Source organism: Heliomarina sp. (assembly GCF_052826185.1).
The window spans coordinates 124,526-147,644 of the sequence record NZ_JBRBUI010000016.1 but is presented as its reverse complement, the minus strand read 5'-3'; the positions used below and the strand labels follow the sequence as shown (position 1 = coordinate 147,644).

25 protein-coding genes and 2 riboswitches are annotated in these 23,119 nt (G+C 58.1%); of the genes, 15 read left to right on the top strand and 10 right to left on the bottom strand.

Features of this window, described 5'->3' with window-relative positions; all coding sequences use genetic code 11:
* Positions 1-27 precede the first annotated feature (27 nt).
* The 14 genes from ACU0FH_RS04015 (at position 28) to ACU0FH_RS03950 (ending at position 16,443) form a co-directional block, all read left to right on the top strand.
* The gene (locus ACU0FH_RS04015) at positions 28-1,482 is read left to right on the top strand and encodes a glutamine synthetase family protein (protein ID WP_446193462.1); all 1,455 of its coding nucleotides are present in this window, start codon (positions 28-30) and stop codon (positions 1,480-1,482) included.
* Positions 1,483-1,738: 256 nt separating this feature from the next.
* On the top strand, positions 1,739-2,389 hold the full coding sequence (locus tag ACU0FH_RS04010; RefSeq protein WP_446193461.1) for a TetR/AcrR family transcriptional regulator: 651 nt from the start codon (positions 1,739-1,741) through the stop codon (positions 2,387-2,389).
* A 155-nt stretch (positions 2,390-2,544) separates the two neighbouring features.
* Positions 2,545-3,402 (top strand): flagellar motor protein MotB, encoded by an 858-nt coding sequence (locus ACU0FH_RS04005; protein WP_446193460.1) that lies wholly within the window; start codon positions 2,545-2,547, stop codon positions 3,400-3,402.
* A gap of 104 nt (positions 3,403-3,506) precedes the next feature.
* Positions 3,507-4,808 (top strand): flagellar hook protein FlgE, encoded by a 1,302-nt coding sequence (locus tag ACU0FH_RS04000; RefSeq protein ID WP_446193459.1) that lies wholly within the window; start codon positions 3,507-3,509, stop codon positions 4,806-4,808.
* Positions 4,809-4,854: 46 nt separating this feature from the next.
* On the top strand, positions 4,855-6,306 hold the full coding sequence (gene flgK, locus ACU0FH_RS03995; protein WP_446193457.1) for a flagellar hook-associated protein FlgK: 1,452 nt from the start codon (positions 4,855-4,857) through the stop codon (positions 6,304-6,306).
* Between the two features lie 2 nt (positions 6,307-6,308).
* Complete coding sequence (locus tag ACU0FH_RS03990) at positions 6,309-7,316, top strand: flagellin (RefSeq protein WP_446193456.1); 1,008 nt, start codon at positions 6,309-6,311, stop codon at positions 7,314-7,316.
* Entirely contained in the window at positions 7,313-8,407 is a 1,095-nt protein-coding gene (locus tag ACU0FH_RS03985; protein WP_446193455.1) for a flagellar basal body P-ring protein FlgI, read from the top strand. Before ACU0FH_RS03990 ends, ACU0FH_RS03985 begins: the two co-directional genes overlap by 4 nt.
* A 187-nt stretch (positions 8,408-8,594) precedes the next feature.
* A riboswitch (cobalamin riboswitch) is annotated at positions 8,595-8,793 on the top strand.
* Positions 8,794-8,915: 122 nt separating this feature from the next.
* Positions 8,916-10,148, top strand: a complete 1,233-nt coding sequence (locus ACU0FH_RS03980) for an aromatic ring-hydroxylating oxygenase subunit alpha (protein ID WP_446193454.1) — start codon at positions 8,916-8,918, stop codon at positions 10,146-10,148.
* A 3-nt stretch (positions 10,149-10,151) separates the two neighbouring features.
* The gene (locus tag ACU0FH_RS03975; RefSeq protein ID WP_446193453.1) at positions 10,152-11,222 is read left to right on the top strand and encodes a 2Fe-2S iron-sulfur cluster-binding protein; all 1,071 of its coding nucleotides are present in this window, start codon (positions 10,152-10,154) and stop codon (positions 11,220-11,222) included.
* Positions 11,223-11,328: 106 nt separating this feature from the next.
* On the top strand, positions 11,329-12,102 hold the full coding sequence (locus ACU0FH_RS03970; protein WP_446193452.1) for a lytic transglycosylase domain-containing protein: 774 nt from the start codon (positions 11,329-11,331) through the stop codon (positions 12,100-12,102).
* A gap of 63 nt (positions 12,103-12,165) precedes the next feature.
* A complete protein-coding gene (flhA, locus tag ACU0FH_RS03965; RefSeq protein ID WP_446193678.1) occupies positions 12,166-14,193 on the top strand; it encodes a flagellar biosynthesis protein FlhA in 2,028 nt (675 codons plus the stop codon).
* Positions 14,190-14,960 carry a flagellar biosynthetic protein FliR gene (locus ACU0FH_RS03960; protein ID WP_446193451.1) on the top strand — a complete coding sequence of 257 codons (771 nt, stop codon included), beginning with the start codon at positions 14,190-14,192 and terminating at the stop codon, positions 14,958-14,960. The genes flhA and ACU0FH_RS03960 overlap by 4 nt, the downstream gene beginning before the upstream one ends.
* Positions 14,957-16,045, top strand: coding sequence for an EscU/YscU/HrcU family type III secretion system export apparatus switch protein (locus ACU0FH_RS03955; RefSeq protein WP_446193449.1), 1,089 nt, complete (start codon positions 14,957-14,959; stop codon positions 16,043-16,045). The genes ACU0FH_RS03960 and ACU0FH_RS03955 overlap by 4 nt, the downstream gene beginning before the upstream one ends.
* Positions 16,042-16,443: a hypothetical protein gene (locus tag ACU0FH_RS03950; protein WP_446193447.1), complete on the top strand. Its 402-nt coding sequence runs from the start codon at positions 16,042-16,044 to the stop codon at positions 16,441-16,443. Before ACU0FH_RS03955 ends, ACU0FH_RS03950 begins: the two co-directional genes overlap by 4 nt.
* A gap of 5 nt (positions 16,444-16,448) precedes the next feature.
* Here ACU0FH_RS03950 and ACU0FH_RS03945 read toward each other — a convergent pair whose 3' ends face one another.
* Genes ACU0FH_RS03945 through ACU0FH_RS03905 form a run of 9 tightly spaced genes read right to left on the bottom strand, consistent with a single transcriptional unit; the run spans position 16,449 to position 20,947 of the window.
* Positions 16,449-16,907: a flagellar basal body-associated FliL family protein gene (locus tag ACU0FH_RS03945; RefSeq protein ID WP_238371809.1), complete on the bottom strand. Its 459-nt coding sequence runs from the start codon at positions 16,905-16,907 to the stop codon at positions 16,449-16,451.
* Positions 16,908-16,918: 11 nt separating this feature from the next.
* Positions 16,919-17,659, bottom strand: coding sequence for a flagellar basal body L-ring protein FlgH (flgH, locus tag ACU0FH_RS03940; RefSeq protein WP_238371810.1), 741 nt, complete (start codon positions 17,657-17,659; stop codon positions 16,919-16,921).
* A complete protein-coding gene (gene flgA / locus ACU0FH_RS03935) occupies positions 17,659-18,072 on the bottom strand; it encodes a flagellar basal body P-ring formation chaperone FlgA (RefSeq protein ID WP_446193446.1) in 414 nt (137 codons plus the stop codon). Before flgA ends, flgH begins: the two co-directional genes overlap by 1 nt.
* Positions 18,072-18,857 carry a flagellar basal-body rod protein FlgG gene (flgG, locus tag ACU0FH_RS03930; protein ID WP_088632932.1) on the bottom strand — a complete coding sequence of 262 codons (786 nt, stop codon included), beginning with the start codon at positions 18,855-18,857 and terminating at the stop codon, positions 18,072-18,074. The genes flgA and flgG overlap by 1 nt, the downstream gene beginning before the upstream one ends.
* A 12-nt stretch (positions 18,858-18,869) precedes the next feature.
* Positions 18,870-19,583, bottom strand: coding sequence for a flagellar hook-basal body complex protein (locus tag ACU0FH_RS03925; RefSeq protein ID WP_446193445.1), 714 nt, complete (start codon positions 19,581-19,583; stop codon positions 18,870-18,872).
* Positions 19,583-19,855, bottom strand: a complete 273-nt coding sequence (locus ACU0FH_RS03920) for a flagellar biosynthetic protein FliQ (RefSeq protein WP_446193444.1) — start codon at positions 19,853-19,855, stop codon at positions 19,583-19,585. Before ACU0FH_RS03920 ends, ACU0FH_RS03925 begins: the two co-directional genes overlap by 1 nt.
* 1 nt (position 19,856) lies before the next feature.
* The gene (gene fliE, locus ACU0FH_RS03915; RefSeq protein WP_446193442.1) at positions 19,857-20,147 is read right to left on the bottom strand and encodes a flagellar hook-basal body complex protein FliE; all 291 of its coding nucleotides are present in this window, start codon (positions 20,145-20,147) and stop codon (positions 19,857-19,859) included.
* 12 nt (positions 20,148-20,159) lie between these two features.
* On the bottom strand, positions 20,160-20,552 hold the full coding sequence (flgC, locus tag ACU0FH_RS03910; RefSeq protein WP_446193441.1) for a flagellar basal body rod protein FlgC: 393 nt from the start codon (positions 20,550-20,552) through the stop codon (positions 20,160-20,162).
* Positions 20,553-20,560: 8 nt separating this feature from the next.
* Positions 20,561-20,947 carry a FlgB family protein gene (locus tag ACU0FH_RS03905; RefSeq protein ID WP_446193440.1) on the bottom strand — a complete coding sequence of 129 codons (387 nt, stop codon included), beginning with the start codon at positions 20,945-20,947 and terminating at the stop codon, positions 20,561-20,563.
* A gap of 86 nt (positions 20,948-21,033) precedes the next feature.
* Here ACU0FH_RS03905 and ACU0FH_RS03900 point away from each other — a divergent pair, with 86 nt between their 5' ends.
* Positions 21,034-22,374 carry a FliI/YscN family ATPase gene (locus ACU0FH_RS03900; RefSeq protein WP_446193439.1) on the top strand — a complete coding sequence of 447 codons (1,341 nt, stop codon included), beginning with the start codon at positions 21,034-21,036 and terminating at the stop codon, positions 22,372-22,374.
* Between the two features lie 59 nt (positions 22,375-22,433).
* Here ACU0FH_RS03900 and ACU0FH_RS03895 read toward each other — a convergent pair whose 3' ends face one another.
* Positions 22,434-22,868, bottom strand: a complete 435-nt coding sequence (locus ACU0FH_RS03895; protein WP_446193438.1) for a 6,7-dimethyl-8-ribityllumazine synthase — start codon at positions 22,866-22,868, stop codon at positions 22,434-22,436.
* Between the two features lie 71 nt (positions 22,869-22,939).
* A riboswitch (FMN riboswitch) is annotated at positions 22,940-23,088 on the bottom strand.
* Between the last annotated feature and the right edge of the window lie 31 nt (positions 23,089-23,119).

Sequence of the window (23,119 nt, the reverse complement as noted above, 5' to 3'; positions counted from 1 at the left end):
ATCGACAACAACGGGAATCCCCAGGCCATGACAGAACTTACCCGCAAGATCGCCGAAGGGCGGCTGGCCCGGCTCGGCCTGCTCGACGGGGTTTCCATCGACGCGGCAGCCAAGCTGGTCGGCACCGCACGGCAAAGCGATCTTGAAACGGTTCGGGTTCTCTTTGCCGACCAGCACGGCGTGTTGCGGGGCAAGACCATCGTGGCCGAGGCGCTGATCTCGGCCTTTACCTCCGGCATCGCCGCGCCCTCGACCCTGCTGCTCAAGGACACGTCGCACCGCACGGTGTTCCCGATCTGGGACGATGTGCCCGACATCACCGGCATGAAGGGCGCGGGCGACATCCTGCTGCTGCCCGACCCGTCGACCTTTCGCACCCTGCCCTGGGCGCCACATTCCGCCTGGATCTTCTGCACCCCGCGCCGGACCGATGGCTCGGCGATCCCCTTCGCGCCGCGCGACGTGCTGCAATCGGCCGTCGACCGGCTCTCCGACTCGGGCCGCGCGCTCATGGTCGGGCTCGAGGTCGAGTTTCACGTCTTCCAGAAACTGGACGACCGGCTGGCGCATCCGGACGCCACCATGCCTGCCCAGCCCGCCCGGACCGCCAATCTGGGACATGGCTATCAGTTCCTGACCGAATCCCGCTATGACGCCGCCGAAGAGGTGCTGGACGATCTGCGCCGCAATGCGCAGGCGCTTGGTCTCCCGGTCCGTTCGGTAGAGATCGAAATGGGGCCAAGCCAGTTCGAATTCACATTCGATCCCGCCGATCCCATGACCCATGCCGATAACATGATGATGTTCCGCGCGATGGTAAAGGAAACCTGCGAACGCAAGGGTTTGCACGCGACCTTCATGTGCAAGCCGAATGTCGAGAACGGCGCCGCCAGCGGTTGGCACCTGCACCAGTCGCTCGTCGATCCCAAGACCGGCGTTAACCTTATGATCCCCGGCGATGACGGCACGCTTTCAGCGAATGCACAGGGCTGGATCGCCGGGCTGCTGGAGCATGCCGCCGAGTCTTGCCTTCTGACGACTCCCACGGTGAACGGGTACAAACGCTTCCGCCCGCACCAGCTTGCGCCCGACCGCATCCAGTGGGCGCGCGACAATCGCGGCGCGATGATCCGGGCGCTGATGACGCCCGGCGACGCGGCCAGCCGGATCGAAAACCGGGTCGCGGAAACCACCGCCAACCCGTACTACTTTTTCGCGAGTCAGATCCTTTCGGGCCTCGACGGCATCGAACGCGGCCTCTCCGCCCCCGATCCGGTCGAAACCCCCTATGCCGGGAACGCTCCCCGCCTGCCCGAAAGCCTGCTCAGCGCCATCCAGCTTTTCGAAAGCTCTGCCTTTTATCGTGGCGCTCTGGGAGACATATTTGTTGATTACCTGAGCCATATCCGTCGCTCGGAATGGAACCGCTATCACCTCGCGGTCTCAGAATGGGAACAGGCCGAATATTTCGGAATCTACTGAAATCCGACTCTCCCTATGGTTGTTTCAAAACTGCAAGGTGGCAGATTTTCCCATAGGCTGAACTCCGCTGCTTTTTCTGGCGCTTTTTTGCGCAGGGACTCCGGGCGAAATTAGGCAGTAAGCATATGCTTCTGGCATTAAGACACATTTTTTGTCATAAAAGATTGAATTCACTGCATGTCAAAGTACCCGAACAATACTCGGAAACCCTGCCCGGGGTGGCCGACGAGTTGCGCCCTCGGAGAAGGTCAAGCCCGTGACGAACCTTTCCAAAATAGGAAAGAAACCGCGCAAGCGTGATGCCGCCGCCACACGGCTGCGCATTCTCGATGCGGCCCGTGCCGACTTTGCTGCCGAGGGGTTCACCGGCGCGAGGATCGATCGCATTGCCAAGACATCACAGACCAACGTCCAAATGATTTATCGCTACTTTGGCAACAAGGAAGACCTCTATCTTGCTTCGCTGACCGAAACCTTCAACGACCTGCGCGAACGTCAGGACAAGCTCGACCTCAGCGCCCTGCCGCCTGTCGAAGGGTTGCGCAAACTGGTCGAGTTCACCTTTGACTACATGGAGGACAATCCCGAATTCGTCGCCATGATCCGCAACGAAAGCGTCGTGGGCGGCAAGTTCGTCAAAGGTCTGCCCGTCGCCGCGGATTCGACGCGCGCACTGATCGAAACGATTAGCGACCTGCTTCGTCGGGGTTATGACAGCGGCGCATTTACCGCGCAGATCGACCCGGGTCATCTCTATGTCACGATCCTGTCGCTCTGCATGGAACACCAGGCAAACGGGGACACGCTCTCGGCGATGCTGGATCAGGATCTGGCCGCGCCGGAATGGCAAAACACCCAACGCCGCATCGCGATTGACATGTCCGTCAGCTACCTGACCGCCTCCTGACCCCTGCGAAATGTCAGACGTCTGATGTACAGGGGGTGTACAGGTGGTGCACAGCTATCACCCCCGGTTTTCGACCCATCTGTCACCCGCCATTAGTCTCTCTTTAAGTCTCCGGTGCTACCCCTTTCCTCGGGTGAGTTAAAAAGGTGGTGGAGATGAGTGCGCAGCCAAATGTCGCGCCAATCATCATCAAGCGGAAAAAGGTAGTTGGTGGCGATGGTCACCACGGTGGCGCATGGAAGGTGGCGTATGCTGACTTCGTGACAGCCATGATGGCTTTCTTTCTCTTGATGTGGTTGCTGAACGCAACGACTGAAAAGCAACGGATGGGTCTGGCCGACTATTTCGCCCCCTCCGTGCCGATTCACAGGATATCCAGTGGGAGCGAGGATCCCTTTGGAGGGGAAAATGTCTTTTCGCAGGAGACCCTGATTAACAGCGGCACCGGCGGCAGCGAGGATTCAACGAAACCCGGCGACCCTGCGAAAGGAATAGATGCCTCGCAGAAAGGCGGCAGTTTCGGCGGCCGGACTGACAGCGATGAAACAGACCAGCTCAAGGAGATCGAGGAAGAGCTTTTTGGTCGCGGCGGCGAAAGCATGGTTGCCGATAACTCCATGAAGCACATCATAACCCGTGTCACCGACGAGGGCCTCGTCATCGAGATCTTTGCCCGCGAAGGTGCACCTTTATTCGACGAAGGAACATCTGATCCGACCCCGCTCTACCGCGAATTGGTCGAGATGATCGCGCGGCGAACGATGGACCTGCCGCATGGGGTCGCGGTCAATGGGTTCGTGCGTGCAAATCCTGTCGTGGCCGCGGAAAATCCGGTCTGGGCTCTGTCGGGCAGTCGCGCGGAAAGAACCCGGGGTCTGCTGGAATTATTCGGCACGCGCTCCGAGCGGATCAAGCGGATCACCGGTCACGCCGACCGCAAGCCTGCGGATGATAACCCGATGGCCGCGCGGAACGACCGAGTCGAAATCACCATCCTAAGAAAAGAACAGTGACGGGCCACCGTCAGTAAGTGCGGAACATTTTAGATGTTAGCGGCACGTTAAGCCGCGATGTCTAGGTGTAGTGCCAAGTTACAAAGCATCAGAAAGGGCATTTCATGACCATGTCGTCCTCCCTCAATGCGGGGATTGCGGGCCTTACTGCGAATTCGAACCGTCTGGCGTCGATTTCGGACAATATCGCCAACTCCTCGACTTTTGGATACAAAACGGTGCGGACCGACTTTCATTCGATGGTCATCTCTGCATCCGGCGGGAACTATTCGGCCGGCGGCGTTAGGTCCACCTCCCAGCGGCTCATCGATCAGAAGGGACCACTTGTATCGACCTCGAACGCGACCGATCTTGCTGTTCGAGGACGGGGGATGCTGCCAGTCGCCTCTTCCGCCGAAGTTGCTGCCGACAACGGCGCCCCGACGATGCTCTTGTCGACGACGGGCTCGTTTCGCACCGACTTCGAAGGGTACCTGACGACCGAATCCGGGCTTGTCCTGCTCGGTTGGCCCGCGGACCCGGACGGCACCATCCCGACCTATCCCCGCGATACCTCAGACGGGCTTGAGCCTGTACAGATCAACGTAAACCAGTTCTCTGGCGAGCCAACAACGCAGATGTCGCTCGGGGTCAACCTGCCCGCGACCGAGACTGAGGCAGGCGCTTCCGGCGATGTACAGGAATTGTCTATTGAATACTTCGACAATCTCGGAACCTCGGAAAGTCTGAACATCACGTTCGAGCCCACAGTTCCAGCGACGGGCGTATCCAACGAATGGACGATGGTCATCCGGGATTCGGCCTCCGCCAACGCAATTGTCGGAGAATATGGCGTCACCTTTGACACAAGCCGCGCTTTGGGCGGGACACTGGCGAGTGTCAGCACGACCTCCGGGGGCACCTACGATCCTCTGACCGGCACGCTCATCGTTACGGTGGACGGCGGTCCGATCGAGATTGATATCGGCATGATCGGGCAAAGCGATGGTATGACCCAGCTCTCCGATACATTTGCCCCGGTTTCGATCATCAAGGACGGCACCCCCGTTGGCAACATGACGAGCGTCGAAGTCGACGCAAATGGCATGGTGCATGCCTTTTTCGACACCGGCATCACGCGGGTCATCTATCAGGTTCCACTGGTCGATCTGCCGAACCCGAATGGCATGGTCGCGCTGGATCAGCAGACGTATCAGCCCTCCACCGAAAGCGGCACCTATTTCCTCTGGGATGCGGGTGACGGACCGACCGGTGACATCGTTGCCTTTGCCCGCGAGGAATCCTCGACAGACGTTGCAAGTGAATTGACGAACATGATCCAGACCCAGCGATCCTACTCATCCAATGCCAAGGTCATCCAGACTGTCGATGAAATGCTGCAGGAGACGGCGAACATTAAACGCTGACCTGCAGCAATTTCTATCTCCGGTAACGTAACGAGGAACCGACACCATGTCACTTTCAACCGCATTACACGGCGCTCTCAGCGGGCTTTCCGCTGCGGGCCGGGCTTCCGGCGTGGTGTCGGAAAACATCGCCAATGCTCTGACACCCGGATACGCAAAACGTTCAATTATACTTTCCTCGAACAGCGAGGTAAGTCCGGGCGTCCGGGTCCTTGGCATTCAACGACAGGCCAATCCAGGCATCATTTCAAGCCGACGTCATGCCGACGCCGAATTTTCGAATGCCACTCCGCTTGCCAGCTTCCAAACGCGGTTCGCCAGCGCAGTTGGCAATCCCACGGATACAGATTCAATTACAGCGCGGCTTGCCGCCTTCGACAGCAGCCTAATCTCGGCATCAAGCCGTCCGGACAGCGCGCAGCGACTGGACGACGTCGTCATCAAAGCGAATGATCTTATTAACCTGATCAACAACGCCAGCGATACAGTACAAAAAATGCGCTCGGAGGCAGATCGCAAGATCTCGATTCAGGTCGAAAGATTGAACAAGGCGCTCAGCGACGTCGAAGGCCTGAACGTGAGGATAACCGCCCTTGAGGCCGGAAATGCACCAACCGCTGCCCTGCTCGATCAACGTCAGGTGCTGATTGACGAAATCAACAATATCGCTCCGGTGAACGTGGTCGAGCGCAACTATGGGCAGGTTGCCCTTTACACCATTGGCGGCGCCGTTCTCCTGGATGGGCAGGCGGCAACGCTCGAATTCACACCGGTGAATACAATTGTGCCGGAAATGACGCTTGCCAGCGGTGGTTTGTCGGGACTCACACTTAATGGGAACCCCGTCAGAACCGACAGCCTGCGGGGCGCGTTGCGGGGCGGATCGCTTTCGGCACAGTTCGAAATCCGCGATGAGTTGGGCGTCGAGGCACAAGCTGAACTCGACAGCGTCGCGCGTGATCTCACTGAACGCTTTGAAGACCCGGCTCTGGACCCGACCCTCTCACCCGGCGACCCTGGCTTGTTCACCGACAACGGCAACGCCTTTGATCCACTCACAGAAATCGGTCTTTCCGCAAGGCTGAGAGTCAACCCGGATGCAGATCCCGAACAGGGAGGAGAGAGCTGGCGCCTGCGCGACGGGTTGGGGGCTGCCACCCCGGGCCCGAGCGGCGATGCAAGATTCCTGCAATCGCTGCAATCGGTTCTGGAAATCTCGCGCATTCCCGGCTCGGGCAATTTTGGGACCGGTGCATTGACGGCCGCGGAGATCAGCGGCGCGCTCGTATCGAGCGCTGCTCAGGCAGAAGCGGTATCGGATCAAAGATTGGCCTTCAGCTCTGCCAGCTTGACCGAAATGAAGAACGCCGAACTCTCGCAAGGCGTCGATTCCGATGAGGAACTGAGCCAGTTAATCCTCATCGAACAGGCATATGCGGCGAACGCACGTATGTTGCAGGTGGTCGATGAATTGATGGAAACCTTATTGAGGCTGTAAGCATGAACCTGACATCTATCGGAGATCTCTCTCGGCATCTGCTTCAGAGGACCAGAAGCACCGAAATCAAGCAAGACCTGCAGCGCCTGACCCAAGAGCTGAGCACGGGGCAGGTTACGGATGTGAATAACCGCCTTGGCGGCGATTTTGCCTACCTGACAGACATAGACCGCAATCTGGCCCGACTCCGTGGATTTCACGTAACCGCGACTGAGGCCGGGCTCTTCACCGATGCTGCCCAGAACAGCCTTGATAGGCTCCAATCCGTTACATCTGAACTTGGCAATGACCTCCTCTCGACGGTTCCGACCCACGTAACCACTCTGAGAGAACACAATGCCAGCAGGGCCAGGGGAGATCTGGATATCGCACTGAACATGTTGAACGGGCATGTTGCCGGGCGAAGCATCTTCGGAGGTATCCAGACCGACATTTCGCCCCTGCGCGACGCGGAAACGCTTCTGGCCACTCTTCAAGCCGAAATCGCCGGGCTGACGGACCCGGACGACATACGTCTGGCCGCCCAGACTTGGTTCGATGATCCGGCTGGCTTCACCGCTGTGATGTATCAGGGCTCAAATATTGATCTGGCCGATGTTTCGGTCAGCCCCGACCACACGGTGTCAATGACATTGAAAGCCAATGATCAGGGTTTCCGGGATATTATTCGCAATATCGCCCTCACCGTGCTCAGTACCGACCCTTCCCTTGCACTCTCCGGAGACGCTCAGAACAACCTGATGCAGCGGGCCGGCGAGGAATTGCTGAACGGACAGGATCAGCTCGCCAGCCTGCGCGCCGATATCGGCGTGGCGCAAGCCAGAATCGAGGAAGCCACGGTTCGCATCAGCATGGAAAAAACCAGTTTCGAGCATGCCCGGAACGTGCTGCTTGAAGCCGATCCGTTCGAAACAGCCTCTCGTATAGAAGAAGCACAGTTTCAACTGGAAAGCCTCTATGCGGTGACTGTCCGAAACTCACAACTTTCCCTGCTGAATTTTCTGAAATGATCCGCGCAATCCTCATTTTCCTGCTTCTGGCCAATACCGCACATGCAGGCGCCGTACGGCTGAAAGATCTTGTGGAATTCGATGGAGTCCGTGGCAACGACTTGGTCGGCTACGGCCTTGTGGTGGGCCTGAACGGCACGGGCGACGGATTGAGAAACGCTCCTTTCACCGAAGAGATCATGACCAATATTCTTGAACGGCTGGGGGTCAACGTAAACGGCGAAGATTTTCGCCCGAAGAACGTAGCGGCCGTGCTGGTCACCGCAACGCTACCGGCGTTTGCCCGCGTTGGTGGTCAGATCGACGTGACCGTTTCGGCGATTGGCGACTCCGACAGCCTTTTAGGTGGCACGTTGATCATGACGCCATTGAACGCTGCCGATGGTCAGATATACGCAGTTGCTCAGGGTGCAATCCTTGCGGGCGGTGCCGCTGCGGTCGGTGACGCTGCAGAGGTGGTTCAGGGCGTTCCGACGTCCGGAACCATTCCCTCTGGCGCCCGGATCGAGCGCGAGATCGATTTTGAACTCGGCTCACTTTCGACCATAAGGCTCGCTTTGCGAGACCCGGATTTCACAACGGCCGGAAGGATTGAAAGCGCGATCAACCGGGAGTTTCGGCGCACCGTCGCGGTGATGCGGGATTCCGGCACCGTGGAATTCGATATCGGAGCCACCCGAACCGCATCGACAGCTCACGCCATTGGCCGCATCGAAAACATTCTGGTCGAACCCCAACGCAAGGCGAGGGTGGTCGTCGATCAGCGGTCGGGGACGATAGTCATGGGCGATGACGTCCGGCTTTCACGGGTGGCCGTGTCGCAAGGCAACCTGACCCTGCGTATAGAAGAAGCGCCTCTCGTCGTTCAACCGAATCCTTTTACCGATGCCGCTCCGATTGTCATTCCACGGACAGGCGCCGCACTTGAAGAAGAGCCCGGCGTATCTCTGGCTGAAGTCCCTGAAGGCACCTCCCTTTCTCAGGTGGTGTCCGGCCTCAACGCCCTCGGCGTTTCACCAAGAGATATGATTGACATTCTCAAAAGCCTTAAAGCGGCTGGCGCCTTGCATGCAGATTTCGTGGTCAGGTAAATTGCCAAGCCACGGGGATCAGTGGTGTCACAAAATGGCCCCTGCGTCAGGTCGCGCTCACAGATGAGGTCAGGCCTGAACTTTCTAAACACACGCAAGGAAATGAGCAGCCCAAAAATTTCCATCAAGTCTGTTTCGCGCAATACGACGTCGTAATCGTACGTCGGATTCGCATATTTCAGGCTAGGGTGCCCGACAGATATTGGGTGCGGTCGCAAGACCGAGAATTGGGAAGCCGGTGTAAATCCGGAACTGCCCCCGCAACGGTAAGGAAAGCGCTGGTTTCGACATTGGCCACTGGGGAGGAGACCCTTGGGAAGGCGTCGAAACACCGGACATGTCCGGGTTTTCCAAGTCCGGAAACCAGCCTGATATCACGTCAAACCGCGGGGGGCGGTGGAGGCGGCGCTTTGCCATGCCGGTATCCTCGGTAAGGCGGTCCGTTTCCATGCGCCATCCGCAGAACAACATGCAATCGGGCCCTGCGCCCGGAATTCGGAGTTCGGCCATGAACGCAGAGGCCAATACGCGTAACCTGTTATCCCGGCGCAAGCCCGGCTTCTCGCTGGAGCAAGCATTTTACAGCGATCCGGAAATTTTCTCTCTGGATATTCAGGAAATCTTTTGTCGCGATTGGCTTTACACCGTTCCGGCCTGCGCTCTGCCGAAAACGGGCAGCTATGTCACGCATCGGATCGGCGCTTATGGGATCGTCATCATCCGAGGCCAGGATGGCGTGATCCGCGCCTTTCACAATACCTGTCGGCATCGCGGTTCAATAATTTGCAAGGCTGCTTCGGGTCACGTGCCGAAACTGGTCTGCCCCTACCACCAATGGACCTACGAACTGGATGGAAAACTACTCTGGGCGCGGGATATGGGTCCAGATTTCGACGCGTCGAAATATGGCCTCAAGCCGATCCATTGCCGGGAACTGGCCGGCTTGGTTTACATCTGCCTTGCGGATCAGGCACCGGATTTCGACGCCTTCGCGACCCTGGCCGAGCCTTATCTCGCGCCGCACGATCTTTCCGATGCCAAGATCGCGTATCAAAGTACGATTGTCGAGGAAGGTAACTGGAAGCTGGTCTGGGAAAACAACCGTGAATGCTACCATTGCGGCGGCAACCATCCGGCGCTTTGCCGTACTTTCCCAGATGATCCGGCCGTGACCGGCGTCGAAGAGGGAGAAACGCCGCCAGCACTTGCAGCCCATTTCGATCGCTGCGAAAACGCAAATCTTCCGTCGCGCTTTCACATTGACACCGCGGGGCAATATCGCCTGGCACGCATGCCGCTGAAAGTTGGTGCGAAAAGTTACACAATGTCGGGTGACATCGCGGTCCGGCGTCGCCTTGGTCGCGTGCCTTTCGATGACGCGGGTTCTCTGCTCAAGTTCCACTACCCGACGACATGGAACCATTTCCTTCCGGATCACTCGATCACGTTCCGTGTGACGCCGATCGGACCGCAGCAGACCGAAGTTCAGACAACATGGCTGGTCCACAAGGACGCGGTCGAAGGTGTCGATTACGATCTGGAGAAACTGACGGAGGTCTGGGTTGCAACCAATGACGAAGATCGCCGCGTTGTCGAAGACAACCAGATCGGGATCAATTCGCCTTCCTACGAACCCGGCCCCTATTCAAGCATCCAGGAAACCGGCGTCAACCAATTCGTCAACTGGTACTGCAACACGCTGGGGTCGCGCCTTGATCCCGTCCGGCTGGCAGCGGAGTAGATAATGGCAAAGGATTCAATCGCCCCCGCCTATTGGGACGGTCAGGAAATGCTGGAATGCGTATCGGTCATCCCTGAGGCGCCGAACGTGTCCACCTTCTGTTTTGTCGCACCGTCAGGCGCCACGTTCGATTATCTACCGGGGCAATTCCTGACATTGGAACTGCCGGTACCGGGTGGCCCGCTGCACCGGACCTACACGATTTCCTCCTCGCCCTCGCGGCCCGTGTCGATCACGGTTACGGTAAAGGCGCAGCCCGGCTCTGTCGGAACGCAGTGGATGCGCGACAACTTGCGCCCCGGGATGCGGCTCAAGGCCATCGGCCCTGCCGGTAACTTTACGTCACACCATCACCCTGCCGATAAGTTTCTTTTCATTTCGGCCGGGTCCGGCATCACCCCGATGATGTCTATGCTCACCTACATGTATGATATCGGCCGTATCCCGGATGTCGTGTTCATCAATTGCGCCAAACGTCCTTCGGACATTGTCTTTCGGCAGCGACTGGAACATATCGCCAGCCGCATCGACGGGATCGAATTGAGATGGGTCGTCGAAGAAGGTGACCGCTATCAACCGTGGACAGGCTATCAGGGCACGTTCAACCAGTTGATGCTGGGTCTCATGGCGCCAGACTACCTTGAACGCGAAGTGTTCTGCTGCGGCCCTGAACCGTTCATGCAAGCGGTTCGTGAAGCACTGACGGGTCTGGGCTTTGATATGGCCCATTACCATCAGGAAAGCTTTCATCCATCGCTCGCAGAGGAAGCCAAGGATGCCACAGCGGATGACGTCATTCCCGATGATGCGGCATTGGCCGAGATCGAATTTGCCCTGTCCGGCGTTACGCAGAAATGCAACGAGACCGACACGATCCTGTCAACGGCGCGCGCTGCCGGGCTGAACATCCCCTCTGGCTGTACCTTCGGCGTCTGCGGGACCTGCAAGATCAAGAAGCGGTCGGGTCAGGTCCATATGGTGCATAACGGTGGCATCACCGACGAGGATATCGAGGACGGATACGTGCTTGCTTGCTGTTCCCATCCCATAGGCCGTGTAGAGGTCGAAATCTGATTTATCCCCTCAGCCTGAGCCGCTGTGAACGTGGCTCAGGCTAACCAATTCTAAAGACTGCGCACGTAGCCTTGTTTCAACTGTGAAACAGGGTTGGATGGGCAGAATGCCACGACTTTTCAAGGCTTTGATCGTTCGCCAGATTCGTCGGGCGCGGTTGGTTTTCCCGAGCTTGCTGGTGCTTGGTCTTGGCTGGGCGGTTCTGGGCATCACCAGTGTCAGTGCCGCAATCCCGCCGGATCGGATTTGCGATCAAGCTGCCGCAATCGCCGCACGCGCTCACCAGGTCCCGCTTGACGTCATGCAGGCCATTACGCGGACCGAAACCGGAAGGGGCGGCAAGGACGGGCTGCACCCCTGGCCCTGGACCGTGAACATGGAAGGGGCGGGTCGCTGGTTTGACAACCGGGAACAGGCGCGCGCTTTTGCCTACAAGCATTTCGACCGCGGCGCGCGCAGCTTTGATGTCGGGTGCTTCCAGATCAACTACAAATGGCACGGAACAGCATTTCGAACGATCGACGAGATGTTCGATCCCGTGCTGAACGCCAAATATGCCGCCCGGTTCCTGAAAGAACTGTTTTCGGAATACGGCGACTGGACGAAAGCGGCGGGGGCCTATCACTCTCGCACGCCCCACTACGCCCGTATCTACGAAGCCAGGTTCAAACGCATCCGTGCTGGAATCTCCGGCCATAGCGATGATGCAATCCTGCGCAGGTACAGCACCTTCGGACCGCCCCAAAGTCTTGATATCCAGACCGGGCTGCAATCCGGCCCGATGTTCGGCGGCGGCGCAACCCGTATGGGGTCCTTAGTGCCTCTGAACAATACGCCCGCCCCTATTAAGAATAGCCGTTTTTCCATTTTCCAGGATTGACCCGTGCCAAAGTTTTCCAGTGAAAACCTCTTTAGTCCAACCGTCCTGCTCGCGCTCGCGCTGATGGCCGTTATTATCATGATGATCCTTCCAATGCCGGCCTGGGTGCTGGACGTCGGACTTGCCGCCTCTTTCGGCCTCGCCATCCTGATCTTCACTGTAACGCTCTTTATCGGGCGTCCGCTGGATTTTTCGGCCTTCCCGACTGTCCTGCTTGCGTCCCTGATGCTGCGACTATCGCTTAACATTTCTTCGACGAAACTGATCATCGGACAGGGACATACCGGTCCTGGTGCGGCCGGTGACGTGATCGAAGGATTTGCCAGTTTTATCATGGGCGGTAGTGTCTTTCTGGGCCTTGTTGTCTTTGGCGTTCTGCTAATCGTGAATTTCATGGTCATCACAAAGGGTGCCGCCCGCATGGCCGAGGTGGGCGCGCGATTTGCGCTCGACGGCATGCCCGGCAAGCAGCTTGCCATCGATGCAGATATGTCCGCCGGTGCCATCGATCACAAAGAAGCCAAGGCGCGGCGCGAGCTTGAGCAACAGGAAACGACTTTTTTCGGATCGCTCGACGGCGCGTCGAAATTCGTCAAGGGCGACGCGATCGCGGGTCTGCTGATCACCTTGCTGAATATCATCATGGGCCTGATCATGGGCATCATTGTGCATGACATGCCGATCGGGCAGGCCTTTGAAACCTATGCGATCCTGACCGTCGGGGACGGTCTGGTCTCGCAGATTCCCGCGGTCGTGATCTCGATTGCCTCTGCCCTGCTCCTCGCCCGCGGCGGCACGACGGGGGCCACCGATCTCGCGCTTTTTGACCAGCTGGGGAAATATCCCGCCGCGCTTGGCACGGTGGCAGTGCTCATGGCCTTGTTCGCGCTTGTGCCGGGTCTTCCTTTTCTGCCGTTCATTCTGGGTGGTGCCGTACTTGGGTTTGCCGCGTGGAAGATGCGGCAACGCGAAGAGAAGGAAGAACAAGAGGCCTCTGAAGAAAATCGAAGGCAGGAGGCACCAAGGGCCAAGGGCCTTGGCGACGTTCTGGACCTCGATGACGTTCACGTGGAATTTGCCCCCGATCTGGTAGGCATGGTTCTGGATTCAGGAACCGGTCTGGATACGCGTATCGCCAACATGCGCACCCACGTCGCGACGGTCTATGGTCTGATCCTTCCGGACATCCGTCTGACGGACCAGCCCGAGCTGCAACTGGGCGAATATGTCATCCGCGTTCAGGGGGTTGAGCAGGTCCGGGGGATGTTGCATCCGGATCTTGTCCTAGCCTTGATGCCCGACGGGAACGAAGGTCTGCCCTCGGGCAAGGATGTTTCCGAACCGGTTTACGGCGCGCCAGCGCGCTGGATTTCGCCCAAGGATCAGGAAACCGCCGCGATGAGCGGCGCCACGATTGTCAGCCCGCCTGAAATCCTCGCGACGCATCTGCTTGAAACGATCAAACAGAACTTTGCGCGACTGCTGACACTCAAGTCGTTGCGCCGCTTGCTGCACGAAATGACCCGTTTATCAGACGCCTCCCGCGCCGAAGCGAATAGAAAGCTTCTCGACGAACTAATCCCGGACAAGGTGCCAATCGACTGCCTGCACAGTGTCCTGCGCCTGCTCCTCGAAGAGCGCGTTTCGATCCGCAACCTGCCTCTTATCCTCGAGACACTGGCCGAAGGCCGGCAACAGACGACCCAGCCCGAAGTTCTCTGCGAACTCGTCAGGCAACGTCTCGGGTTCCAGCTGGTTGCCGAGATGAAACGACCGGACGGCACCATACCACTGGTTCAGCTTGCCCCGGAATGGGAGGAGACCTTTTCCGCCTACCAGGTCGAAACGCGCAATGGCGGTTATGACATCGCCTTGCCACCCGAACTGTTTAACAAGCTCGCCGAGGGCGTAACGAAAAGGATGAACGAAACCGCGGAAAAGGGCCTGTATCCCGCGGTGGTCACCTCGACCCGAAGGCGTCGTTTCCTGCAAACGATCATGCGCGCGCGCGGTATTTCCAACCCGGTGCTATCCTTCGATGAAATCGGACTGGAAGCGCAACCTTCACTGGTCGGGGTAATCGCTGCATGATGGAAATCCTGCCGGAATTGCAAAGCAGGTTGACTGAGTTGTACTGGCACGGATTTGCCGTTTTCCTTCGCGTTGCCGCCCTCTCCTCGCTCTTGCCAGCGTTCGGCGAGCGGACCGTGCCAATGCGGATCAAGCTGGTGATCGCACTTATGTTCACCATGATCGTGGCGCCGGCGGTTCCCATGATCAGTCAGCCGGCGGATCTCATGGTTCTTGGTTTTCTTGTATTGAGCGAAACAATCATCGGCCTCGCGCTGGGAATTGCAGTCCGGCTTTTCGTTCTCGCCCTGCAAACTGCTGGGTCTATTGCCGCTCAGGCGACCTCGCTTGCTCAGATTCTCGGCGGCGCTGCCGTCGAACCGATTCCGGCAATCGGATACGTGCTCGTCATTGCGGGTCTCGCGCTTGCGGTCATGTCTGGTCTGCACGTTCATGCCGCGGAGTACCTGATTTACTCCTACGAAATCTTCCCCGTCGGTGAATTTCCCACAGCCTCGATATTGGCAGAATGGGGTATCTCGCGCATTTCGCATGCCTTCTCTCTCGCCTTTGCCCTTGCGGCCCCTTTCGTGATCATTTCGTTGATCTATAACCTGACACTCGGCGTGATAAACCGCGCCATGCCACAGCTCATGGTCGCCTTTGTCGGGGCCCCGGTCATCACCTTCGGCGGGCTGTTCCTGCTGTTCGTCTGCTCTCCGATGCTGCTGCAGATCTGGGCGGATAGTCTCGCCAGATTTTTTGCGAATCCGATGGAAATAAGATGAGCGGTGGACAAGACGACAACGAGAAGTCCCACGAACCGACCGAGCAGAAACTCCTGAAGGCCCGGGAAAAGGGAGAAGTTGCGCGGTCGACGGATCTTTCGGTTGCGGCAGCCTATGCCGGGATCCTTGTGGCGGCGGTGGCAGTAGGAGCACAGTCGCTGCAGGCCATGGGTTCAGTGTTCGTTGTCATGGTCGATCAATCTTATGAATTGGCGGATCTGATTTTCAGAGGTAGCCCTCGTCCGCTTATGGGAGGTTTTCTCTGGCAGATGGCGATTTCCGCCGCGCCATGGTTCGTTGTTCCGACCGCCGTCGTGCTCTTGTCGATCCTCGCCCAACGTGCCTTGGTGTTCGCCCCAAGCAAACTTAAGCCAAAGATCTCGCGCATTTCGATCATTTCGAACGCGAAGAACAAGTTTGGCCGAAGCGGGCTTTTTGAATTCTTCAAGAGTTTTGTAAAGCTGCTGCTCTACTCGGCATGCCTTGCTCTCTTCATCAAAGCTCATTTACCTGAAATCGTTGGCAGCATCGCCGCAGCGCCACGCCAGGTCGTTGCGTTGCTCGCCGAGCTTTGCGTGCAATTCATGTTGATCGCCCTGCTCATTGCGAGCGCGCTGGGCATCATCGATGCGCTCTGGCAACACAAGGAACACAGACGCAAGAACATGATGTCCCGCAAGGAACTGACTGACGAGGCGAAAGAGGCCGAAGGCGACCCGTATATCAAGCAGCAGAGAAGAATGCGCGGCCAGACCATCGCCATGTCCCAGATGATGGCGGCCGTGCCAGAGGCGGACGTGATCATCGTCAATCCGACGCATTTTGCGGTGGCGCTCAAATGGGATCGCAAACCAACGAGCGCTCCGGTCTGCGTCGCCAAGGGGGTGGACGAAATGGCAGCATCCATCCGCGAGAAAGCACAGGAGTGCGGCGTCCCCGTTCATAGTGACCCGCCAACCGCACGGGCCCTGCACGCGGTCACCGAAGTCGGCGAGGAAATTCAACACGAGTTCTTCGGCCCGGTCGCAGTCGCGATCAGGTTTGCCGAAGATATGCGCCGAAAGGCACGCGAACGAATGTCATGAGTCGAAAACAACTGAAAGATCTGCATGTTGTCGCCCAGCTTCGCTTTTTGCAGGAATACGCCAAGATCAGCGACATCCTTCGCGAGGAGGCGCAGATCCGCGAACAGCTGATGCGTCTGGAACAGAAATCCCGGCAGGTAGAAGCACCTGCAGACGCGATCCAGACCATGAGCATCGTAGGGGCGGACATCCTTTGGCAATCATGGGTATCGCGCTCCCGCCGCCAGCTGAACATGGAACTTGCGCAGGTCCTAGCAAGGAAGTCAGATGCGATCGCGGGCTTCCGAAAGGCTTTCGGCAAGCGGGAAGCGGTGGAACAGATGTTGCAAATGGAAAAGGACGACCGGAAAAAGCAACAGATGCGCAAGTTCTACGATCGCCTGATGTCGGGCGTCTAGGAAAGCTACATTTCCTGTCGGGCGATTTCGGTTATCAGAACATCGCGAATGACGCTTCCCATCTCTTTCTGAGCCACTTCCCGTAGAGCGTTCCGTAGCAGTTCCATATTTTCGAATTTTGTAAAGCTGCCCCGAAACCCGCCCATGTTGGCGTGATCGAAAAACACTCTGAGAAACAGATCTCGCAGTTTCGGTTCCCGTGCGTAGATGGCTGAGCCCTGGTCGGGATCGGATTCAATGCTGAGCGAAATCACCACCATCGCTGCCACGCGGTCATCCTTGATAAGCGGGACCACGAACTGGTTTGGTATACGCGTGTATTCGGAGTCACTTTCAGGCTCTTCGGGTTCCTTGACGGGCGCGGTATGCGCCTCATCCGTCCCGCTTGGCCCAAGGAACATCGCCGCCCCGATTCCCGCTCCGAGGCCGACGAGAAGAAAAACAAGCGGTATAAGTTTTCCCATCACAGCCTCCCTCAGAACGGCAGGACAGCGTCAAGGATCTGCTGACCATAGCGCGGTTGCTGAACATCGGTTATCTGGCCCCGTCCTCCGTAGGACACGCGGGCAGACGCGATCTTGTCATAGGTGATTTCGTTCTGCCGCGAGATGTCCTCAGGCCGCACGTAGCCGGACACAAGCAGTTCGCGGATCTCGAAATTCACGCGCAGTTCCTGAGACCCGTTAATCGACAAGACCCCGTTTGGAAGAACATCAATGATCGTTGCCGCAACCCGAAGCGTCAGTTTTTCGTTTCGCTTCACTGATCCCTGACCCGATGTCTGGGTGCCCGAACTCAGATCGACCGCATTCCCGAGTGTAGCGCCTTCGGGAAGTTTCTCATCAACCCTCTGCGGCAGCCCAAGCAGCTGTGGAATGCCCAAAGATTCCGAGGCATTGCGCGATCGCGAGGTTCCGTTTGAAATTTCGGCCTTTTCATCGATTTCAATGACAACCGTCAGGATATCGCCTTTCTTGATGGCACGACGATCACCCAAAAGGCTTTCGCGTTCCCGGCTCCAGAGCGAAGCCCGATCCACGGTGCGCACGGTCTGGGTCGTAAGCGGCAGTCCTGGCCACAACATGGCCACATGTTCGGGCGTTTCCTTGTTTGCGGAGAAACTTGGGGGACGTCCGAGATGATCGACACGGCCGCAGGCGCCGAACACGATCAGGCCGATAAGAATGAGAAAACTGGTACCAACATTTAAACGCATTACCTGACCTCGATTGTACCGTCCGACATGACATAACCGGTGACTGTTGAACGTGATGAAAGGTTCATCACGCGCAGGGTTTCACCGGCCGCCGCGCGGTCAAGCGCGCGCCCCTCGGTCACGATATGCAGACCACCGCTGGAAAAAATGAGGGGCACGATTTCGTTCCGCGAAATCAAAGCCGGTGGGCCAATGTCCTTGCCGTACACCGGCCGCCCCGCGTAAAGCGACACCCGCGCCTCCATACCGACAACATCCGCCATTTGTCCAAGGGCACCGGGCACATCTGCATTTTTGACGATGACGTCCTGGGCGGTGATGATTTCCTTTGCCCGGATGGTTCGCACCGGCACGAGTACCTCAGCCACGGCAGGCGCGCCGGCCAGAAGAAGGAGAAGCGCGAAATAGTTCATCAGCGAACCTGCGTCGTTGCCGCAAGCATCTGGTCGGCAGCCGTGATAACCTTGGCGTTCATCTCATACCCGCGCTGCGCTTCGATCAATTCTGTAATCTCGCGCACGGCATCGACCGAACTGGCTTCGAGATAGCCCTGGCGTACCGTCCCAAGACCGTCTTCGCCCGGAGAGGATACCTGTGCTGCACCGGAAGCTTCGGTTTCGAGGAACATGTTGCTGCCAATCGCCTCAAGCCCCTTGGCATTCGTAAAGCTCGCTAGGGTAAACTGGCCCAAGAGCTGGCCCTCGCCATTGTCGGTGAAATAGGCGTAGACCTCTCCATCGCCATTTATAGAAATGCTGCGTGCATCAGCGGGAATGGTGATATCCGGCGCGACCGGGTAACCTTCGTTGGTGACGATCAGACCGTCCGCCGAACGCTTGAAACTTCCGTCGCGCGTAAAGGCCGACTGCCCCGATGGGAGTGTAACTTCGAAAAAGCCGTTCCCTTCGATCGCCATGTCGAGATCGGCCTGGGTCGCTTCCAGCGATCCCTGCTCAAGATGGACGCTTACCGCTGAGGGACGGACACCAAGCCCAAGCTGCACGCCGGTCGGAACGACGGTACCATCGGCGGCGTTGATCGTGCCCGCCCGGGTAACCTGCTGATAATGCAAATCGGCGAATTCGGCACGCCGCGCATTGTAGCCCGTCGTGCTCATATTGGCGAGGTTGTTCGAAATCGTCTCGACGCGCATCTGCTGAGCGCTCATTCCTGTAGCGGCGATTTTCAAGGCGCGCATCGTAGGTCTCCTTTATGTTCTGATCAGGGTCTTGATGGCCGTGCGAACCCGTTCATCCTCGGCCTGCAGAAAGCTCTGGCCCATTTCATAGGCGCGCTGAACTTCGACCATTCGGGTAATCTGCAGCATGGGGTTCACGTTCGAACCTTCCAGAAAGCCCTGAAGCAGACGCGCATCATCGGCCGGCTCAACCCCTCCGGTGGTTTCGAACATCACGCCGTCCTGGCGCTGCATGTCGAGCGGGTCGGAAGGCAGATAGATCCCGATCTGTCCAAGCGGCTGACCACCGGCGCTGAGCGTCCCGTCAGCGGCCACCGCGATCTGGGTTCCGGGCGGCACAAAGACCGGCGCACCACCGGCGCCCAGAACCGGATGCCCGTCCGGCGTGACAAGGTCGCCATTCGCGTTCGGCGTGAAACTTCCGGCGCGCGTCAGCCTCTCGCCGGCTGGGGTTTCAATCAAGAAGAACCCATCGCCTTCGATGGCAAAGTCGAAACTGCCATTCGTCTGCGTGAGCGTGCCCTGCTCCATCGAGGTGTTGCGAACCTGGGCACGCGACATCGAAAGCGAAGGCTGGCGGGCAGCCGACTTGATGTATTCCGAAAATACAATGCCTTCCTGCCTGAACCCGGTTGTCCCCGAATTGGCGATGTTATTCGCGATGATGCGCATTTCATTCATCAGCCCTGACTGGCGCGACAGGGTGACATAGGCGGTGGCGTCCATCAGGAACCTCCTGCAATGAGCGGTATGACATGCCCTTCAAAGAAGGCGACAAGCGTTTCCGTCATGAAATCCATCGTGATCCAGAAAACGATCACGATCGCTGCCAGTTTTGGCACGAAAGTCAGAGTCATTTCCTGAATGGAAGTCAGCGCCTGAAACAGGCCGATGGCCAGCCCGGTTACGAGTGCTACGGACAGGATCGGCGTCGAGATGATCACGGCCGTCCACAACCCCTGCCGGAGCGTGTCAAAGAAAACGCCTTCGTCCAGCATGTTACACCGGCATCCGGAGAATTTCCTGATAGGCCTCGACAACCTTGTTCCGAACCGTGACCGCGGTTTCGACCGCCAGTTCCGTCTGTGCAAGCGCCTGTACGAGGGCGTGAGGATCCACGCTGCCGGTCATGCTGCCCATGGCCGCTTGTTCGCCCGCGCGGAGCGTTTCGGCAAATTCCTTTCCAACCGCCTGAAGCGATTGCATCATGTCCGGACCATTCTCTCCCGGTTCGGTCGCGGGTCGTGCCGAGGCATAGCTTTTCACGGCAGATAAACTGCGGATATCCATTCTGGTTCTCCTTTATTTGCGCAAAAGGTCCATCAACCCGGAAGACATCTGCCGGGTCTGATCGAACATTTTCAGGTTGGCTTCGTAACTGCGCTGCGCTTCGCGCGCGTCAGCGATTTCTATCATCAGGTTGACGTTCGACCCCTCAAAGTGGCCGGTTTCATCAGCGAGCGGATGCGAGGGATCAAAGACTTTCTCCAATTCGCTCTGGTCAAGCTGCACGCGCCCGACAGAAACAAGTGCCGGACCGCCGAGCATCTCGCTCTCGACTTCGAAAGGTACGGTTTTGCGGCGGTAACCCGGCGTGTCGGCGTTGGAAATGTTTTCTGAAACATGCCGCAAGCGGGTGGCCTGCGCGCGTAGACCCGCAGATGAAACGGCAATGGCATCTGAAAAATCACTCATGAACTGGTTCACCCTCTTCCAAGACTGGTACGCAGAATGCTGAGACCGCTTCGGTAGATCGCGAGCGCCCTGTCATGTGAGCGCTTTGCATCGACAGCTTTCATCATCTCCATTTCGACCGAAACGGAGTTGCCATTTGGTTCGGCGATTGCATCCGGGTCTTCGATGACACGGATCATGCCGGGCTGCCGGTCTGCATCGAAATGCCCTGGACGCGTGGCGCGCATGCTGTCGCCACGTTCCAATTCGTAGGTGCTGGAGAAATCGGGCACGTCCTTGGCGGCGTAACCCGGCGTGTCCGCATTCGATACGTTCTGGGCGATTACGGCCTGCCGTTTCCCAGCATGGGCTGCCATCGCAAAAGCTGTTTTAAAGACATTCAAGTCAGAGAACATCGGGGCTTCTCCCTCGATCAATTTCAATCAAGGCTTAACCCCGATTCCTTTAGAAACCGTTTTCAGGAAACTGAGGGAATTGCGCGATGGATGAGCTGTTTACGGCTTTGCACGACAGTATTTCGGAACTGTCTTTATGGCGTACGATCGGGCGCGTTACCTCGATTTCTGGCGGGTTGGTGCATGCTTCGGGTCTTTCTGAAGAGGTTCGCATCGGCGATCGCATAGAGCTCCGCCGCAAATCAGGGGTCCCACTCATCGGGGAAGTGCTTCAAATTGATGGTAAATCCATCGGAATTTTGCCTGACATGGCACCCGAAGGCCTTGCGGTGAATGACCGGGTCGCTCCCTTGCCCCAAGCCGTTTTTACGCCGAGCGAGCGTTGGATCGGGCGCATTGTCGATCCCTTTGGCGCCCCGATCGACGGTGATCCGCTTTTGCGAGGACCCAAGGCGCTCGACATCATGAACCCGCCGCCGCCTGCCGTATCGAGACGCCCTCTGGGCGGGCGCCTGAACACCGGTATCGCGGTGCTCAACACGATCCTGCCCATTGTGGAAGGTCAAAGACTGGGGCTGTTCGCCGGCTCGGGTGTCGGCAAATCCCGGCTGCTTGGCCAGCTTGCTCGAAACATGGAGGCGGATGTTGTCGTGGTCGCCCTGATCGGAGAGCGCGGGCGCGAGGTCAACGATTTTGTCACGCGGGTACTTGGGGAAGAAGGAATGCGCCGGGCGGTCGTGATTGCCGCGACCTCGGATCAGTCGGCATTGACGCGCCGCCGCTGCGCATGGTCGGCAATGACGGTCGCCGAATATTTCCGGGACAAGGGAAAGAACGTACTGTTACTGGCCGATTCAATCACGCGGTTTGCCGAAGCGCACCGCGAAATCGCGGTCGCTTCTGGTGAAACGCCCGCGCTCAGAGGATTTCCCCCGTCGGTGAATCCGGTGATAACGGCGCTTTGCGAACGGGCAGGACCGGGCACGATCGACCAAGGGTCGATCACGGCAATTTTCAGCGTACTGGTTGCCGGATCGGACATGGACGAACCGATTGCCGACATTCTCCGAGGTGTTCTGGACGGCCATATCGTGCTGGATCGCGATATTGCCGAGCGCGGCCGTTTTCCCGCGATCAACGTCGGCAAGTCCGTATCGAGAAGCCTGCCGGACGCGGCAAACGAGGCTGAAAACAGGATAATCGCCAAGGCGCGCAAGCTGCTTGGCGCCTATGAACAGTCCGAGGTCATGATCAAGGCAGGGCTCTACGCTGCGGGCGCGGACCCGGTTCTGGACAGTGCCGTGAAGGTCTGGCCGGAACTGGATGCTTACTTCTCCAAGGCGGAAACCGGTGAAATCAGGGACAGCTTCAACCGGCTCGATCTGTTGCTTCGGCGCGCAATGGGACCGGGAGAGAAAGCATCGTGACCCCTCCCCCGGCCGCTGCACCGTGACAATGTGTTAGCGTTGCAAAGAGCGGCCCCGGGTCATGCCGCCAGTTCAAGCCGCGTCTTGCATATGGCCAGTGCCGCCCCAGCCGCCTCTCGGCCTTTTTCCACGAAATGCTCGCGATAGATGGCATTGTGGTGGTCGGTCTCTTGATAGTGATGGGGTGTCAGCGACACCGAGAGAACCGGCACGCCACTGTCCAGTCCGGCCCGCATAAGACCATCGACAACGGCCTGTGCTACGAAATCGTGCCGGTAGATCCCCCCGTCGACAACGAAAGCGGCGCAAGCAACTGCGCCGTAGCGCCCCGATAGCGCGAGGTCACGCGCGACCAGCGGCATCTCGAAAGCGCCGGGAACGTCATAGACATCGACCTGCGCTACGGGAATGAGCTCAAGAAATCCGTCGAGCGCGCGGTCGACGATATCAGCATGCCAATTGGCTTTGACGAAAGCGAAACGGGTGTGTGTCATAATCATCTCCTTTAGGTTCGACACGTCACCCAAGGCGATCACGGGCAGGCATACCGCAAAGGCGGTACGCTGCACGTCCTCTTTCATCCGGACTGTAACCGTCGGCCCCGGCCTCGCACCGGATCTGCTGACCACCGGAAAGCTCCGGTGCGCTCGCGGGCTCGCGGATTTGACACCGCATACCGCCGGTGGGGAATTGCACCCCGCCCTGAGAACGGGGCAATCATTGCCAATGCAGAAGACAAAGCGCA

What these genes read in the sequence shown, in the direction of transcription:
- ACU0FH_RS03955 (WP_446193449.1), top strand. Translation starts at nt 14,957, where the DNA reads ATGAGCGGTGGACAAGACGACAACGAGAAGTCCCACGAACCGACCGAG.
- ACU0FH_RS03960 (WP_446193451.1), top strand. Translation starts at nt 14,190, where the DNA reads ATGATGGAAATCCTGCCGGAATTGCAAAGCAGGTTGACTGAGTTGTAC.
- flgH (WP_238371810.1), bottom strand. Translation starts at nt 17,659, where the DNA reads ATGCGTTTAAATGTTGGTACCAGTTTTCTCATTCTTATCGGCCTGATC.
- flgA (WP_446193446.1), bottom strand. Translation starts at nt 18,072, where the DNA reads ATGAACTATTTCGCGCTTCTCCTTCTTCTGGCCGGCGCGCCTGCCGTG.
- ACU0FH_RS04005 (WP_446193460.1), top strand. Translation starts at nt 2,545, where the DNA reads ATGAGTGCGCAGCCAAATGTCGCGCCAATCATCATCAAGCGGAAAAAG.
- flgG (WP_088632932.1), bottom strand. Translation starts at nt 18,857, where the DNA reads ATGCGCGCCTTGAAAATCGCCGCTACAGGAATGAGCGCTCAGCAGATG.
- ACU0FH_RS03905 (WP_446193440.1), bottom strand. Translation starts at nt 20,947, where the DNA reads ATGTTCTCTGACTTGAATGTCTTTAAAACAGCTTTTGCGATGGCAGCC.
- ACU0FH_RS03970 (WP_446193452.1), top strand. Translation starts at nt 11,329, where the DNA reads ATGCCACGACTTTTCAAGGCTTTGATCGTTCGCCAGATTCGTCGGGCG.
- ACU0FH_RS03945 (WP_238371809.1), bottom strand. Translation starts at nt 16,907, where the DNA reads ATGGGAAAACTTATACCGCTTGTTTTTCTTCTCGTCGGCCTCGGAGCG.
- ACU0FH_RS03980 (WP_446193454.1), top strand. Translation starts at nt 8,916, where the DNA reads ATGAACGCAGAGGCCAATACGCGTAACCTGTTATCCCGGCGCAAGCCC.
- flhA (WP_446193678.1), top strand. Translation starts at nt 12,166, where the DNA reads ATGGCCGTTATTATCATGATGATCCTTCCAATGCCGGCCTGGGTGCTG.
- ACU0FH_RS04000 (WP_446193459.1), top strand. Translation starts at nt 3,507, where the DNA reads ATGACCATGTCGTCCTCCCTCAATGCGGGGATTGCGGGCCTTACTGCG.
- ACU0FH_RS03950 (WP_446193447.1), top strand. Translation starts at nt 16,042, where the DNA reads ATGAGTCGAAAACAACTGAAAGATCTGCATGTTGTCGCCCAGCTTCGC.
- flgC (WP_446193441.1), bottom strand. Translation starts at nt 20,552, where the DNA reads ATGAGTGATTTTTCAGATGCCATTGCCGTTTCATCTGCGGGTCTACGC.
- ACU0FH_RS03990 (WP_446193456.1), top strand. Translation starts at nt 6,309, where the DNA reads ATGAACCTGACATCTATCGGAGATCTCTCTCGGCATCTGCTTCAGAGG.
- flgK (WP_446193457.1), top strand. Translation starts at nt 4,855, where the DNA reads ATGTCACTTTCAACCGCATTACACGGCGCTCTCAGCGGGCTTTCCGCT.
- ACU0FH_RS03900 (WP_446193439.1), top strand. Translation starts at nt 21,034, where the DNA reads ATGGATGAGCTGTTTACGGCTTTGCACGACAGTATTTCGGAACTGTCT.
- fliE (WP_446193442.1), bottom strand. Translation starts at nt 20,147, where the DNA reads ATGGATATCCGCAGTTTATCTGCCGTGAAAAGCTATGCCTCGGCACGA.
- ACU0FH_RS03920 (WP_446193444.1), bottom strand. Translation starts at nt 19,855, where the DNA reads ATGCTGGACGAAGGCGTTTTCTTTGACACGCTCCGGCAGGGGTTGTGG.
- ACU0FH_RS03985 (WP_446193455.1), top strand. Translation starts at nt 7,313, where the DNA reads ATGATCCGCGCAATCCTCATTTTCCTGCTTCTGGCCAATACCGCACAT.
- ACU0FH_RS03975 (WP_446193453.1), top strand. Translation starts at nt 10,152, where the DNA reads ATGGCAAAGGATTCAATCGCCCCCGCCTATTGGGACGGTCAGGAAATG.
- ACU0FH_RS03925 (WP_446193445.1), bottom strand. Translation starts at nt 19,583, where the DNA reads ATGGACGCCACCGCCTATGTCACCCTGTCGCGCCAGTCAGGGCTGATG.
- ACU0FH_RS04015 (WP_446193462.1), top strand. Translation starts at nt 28, where the DNA reads ATGACAGAACTTACCCGCAAGATCGCCGAAGGGCGGCTGGCCCGGCTC.
- ACU0FH_RS03895 (WP_446193438.1), bottom strand. Translation starts at nt 22,868, where the DNA reads ATGACACACACCCGTTTCGCTTTCGTCAAAGCCAATTGGCATGCTGAT.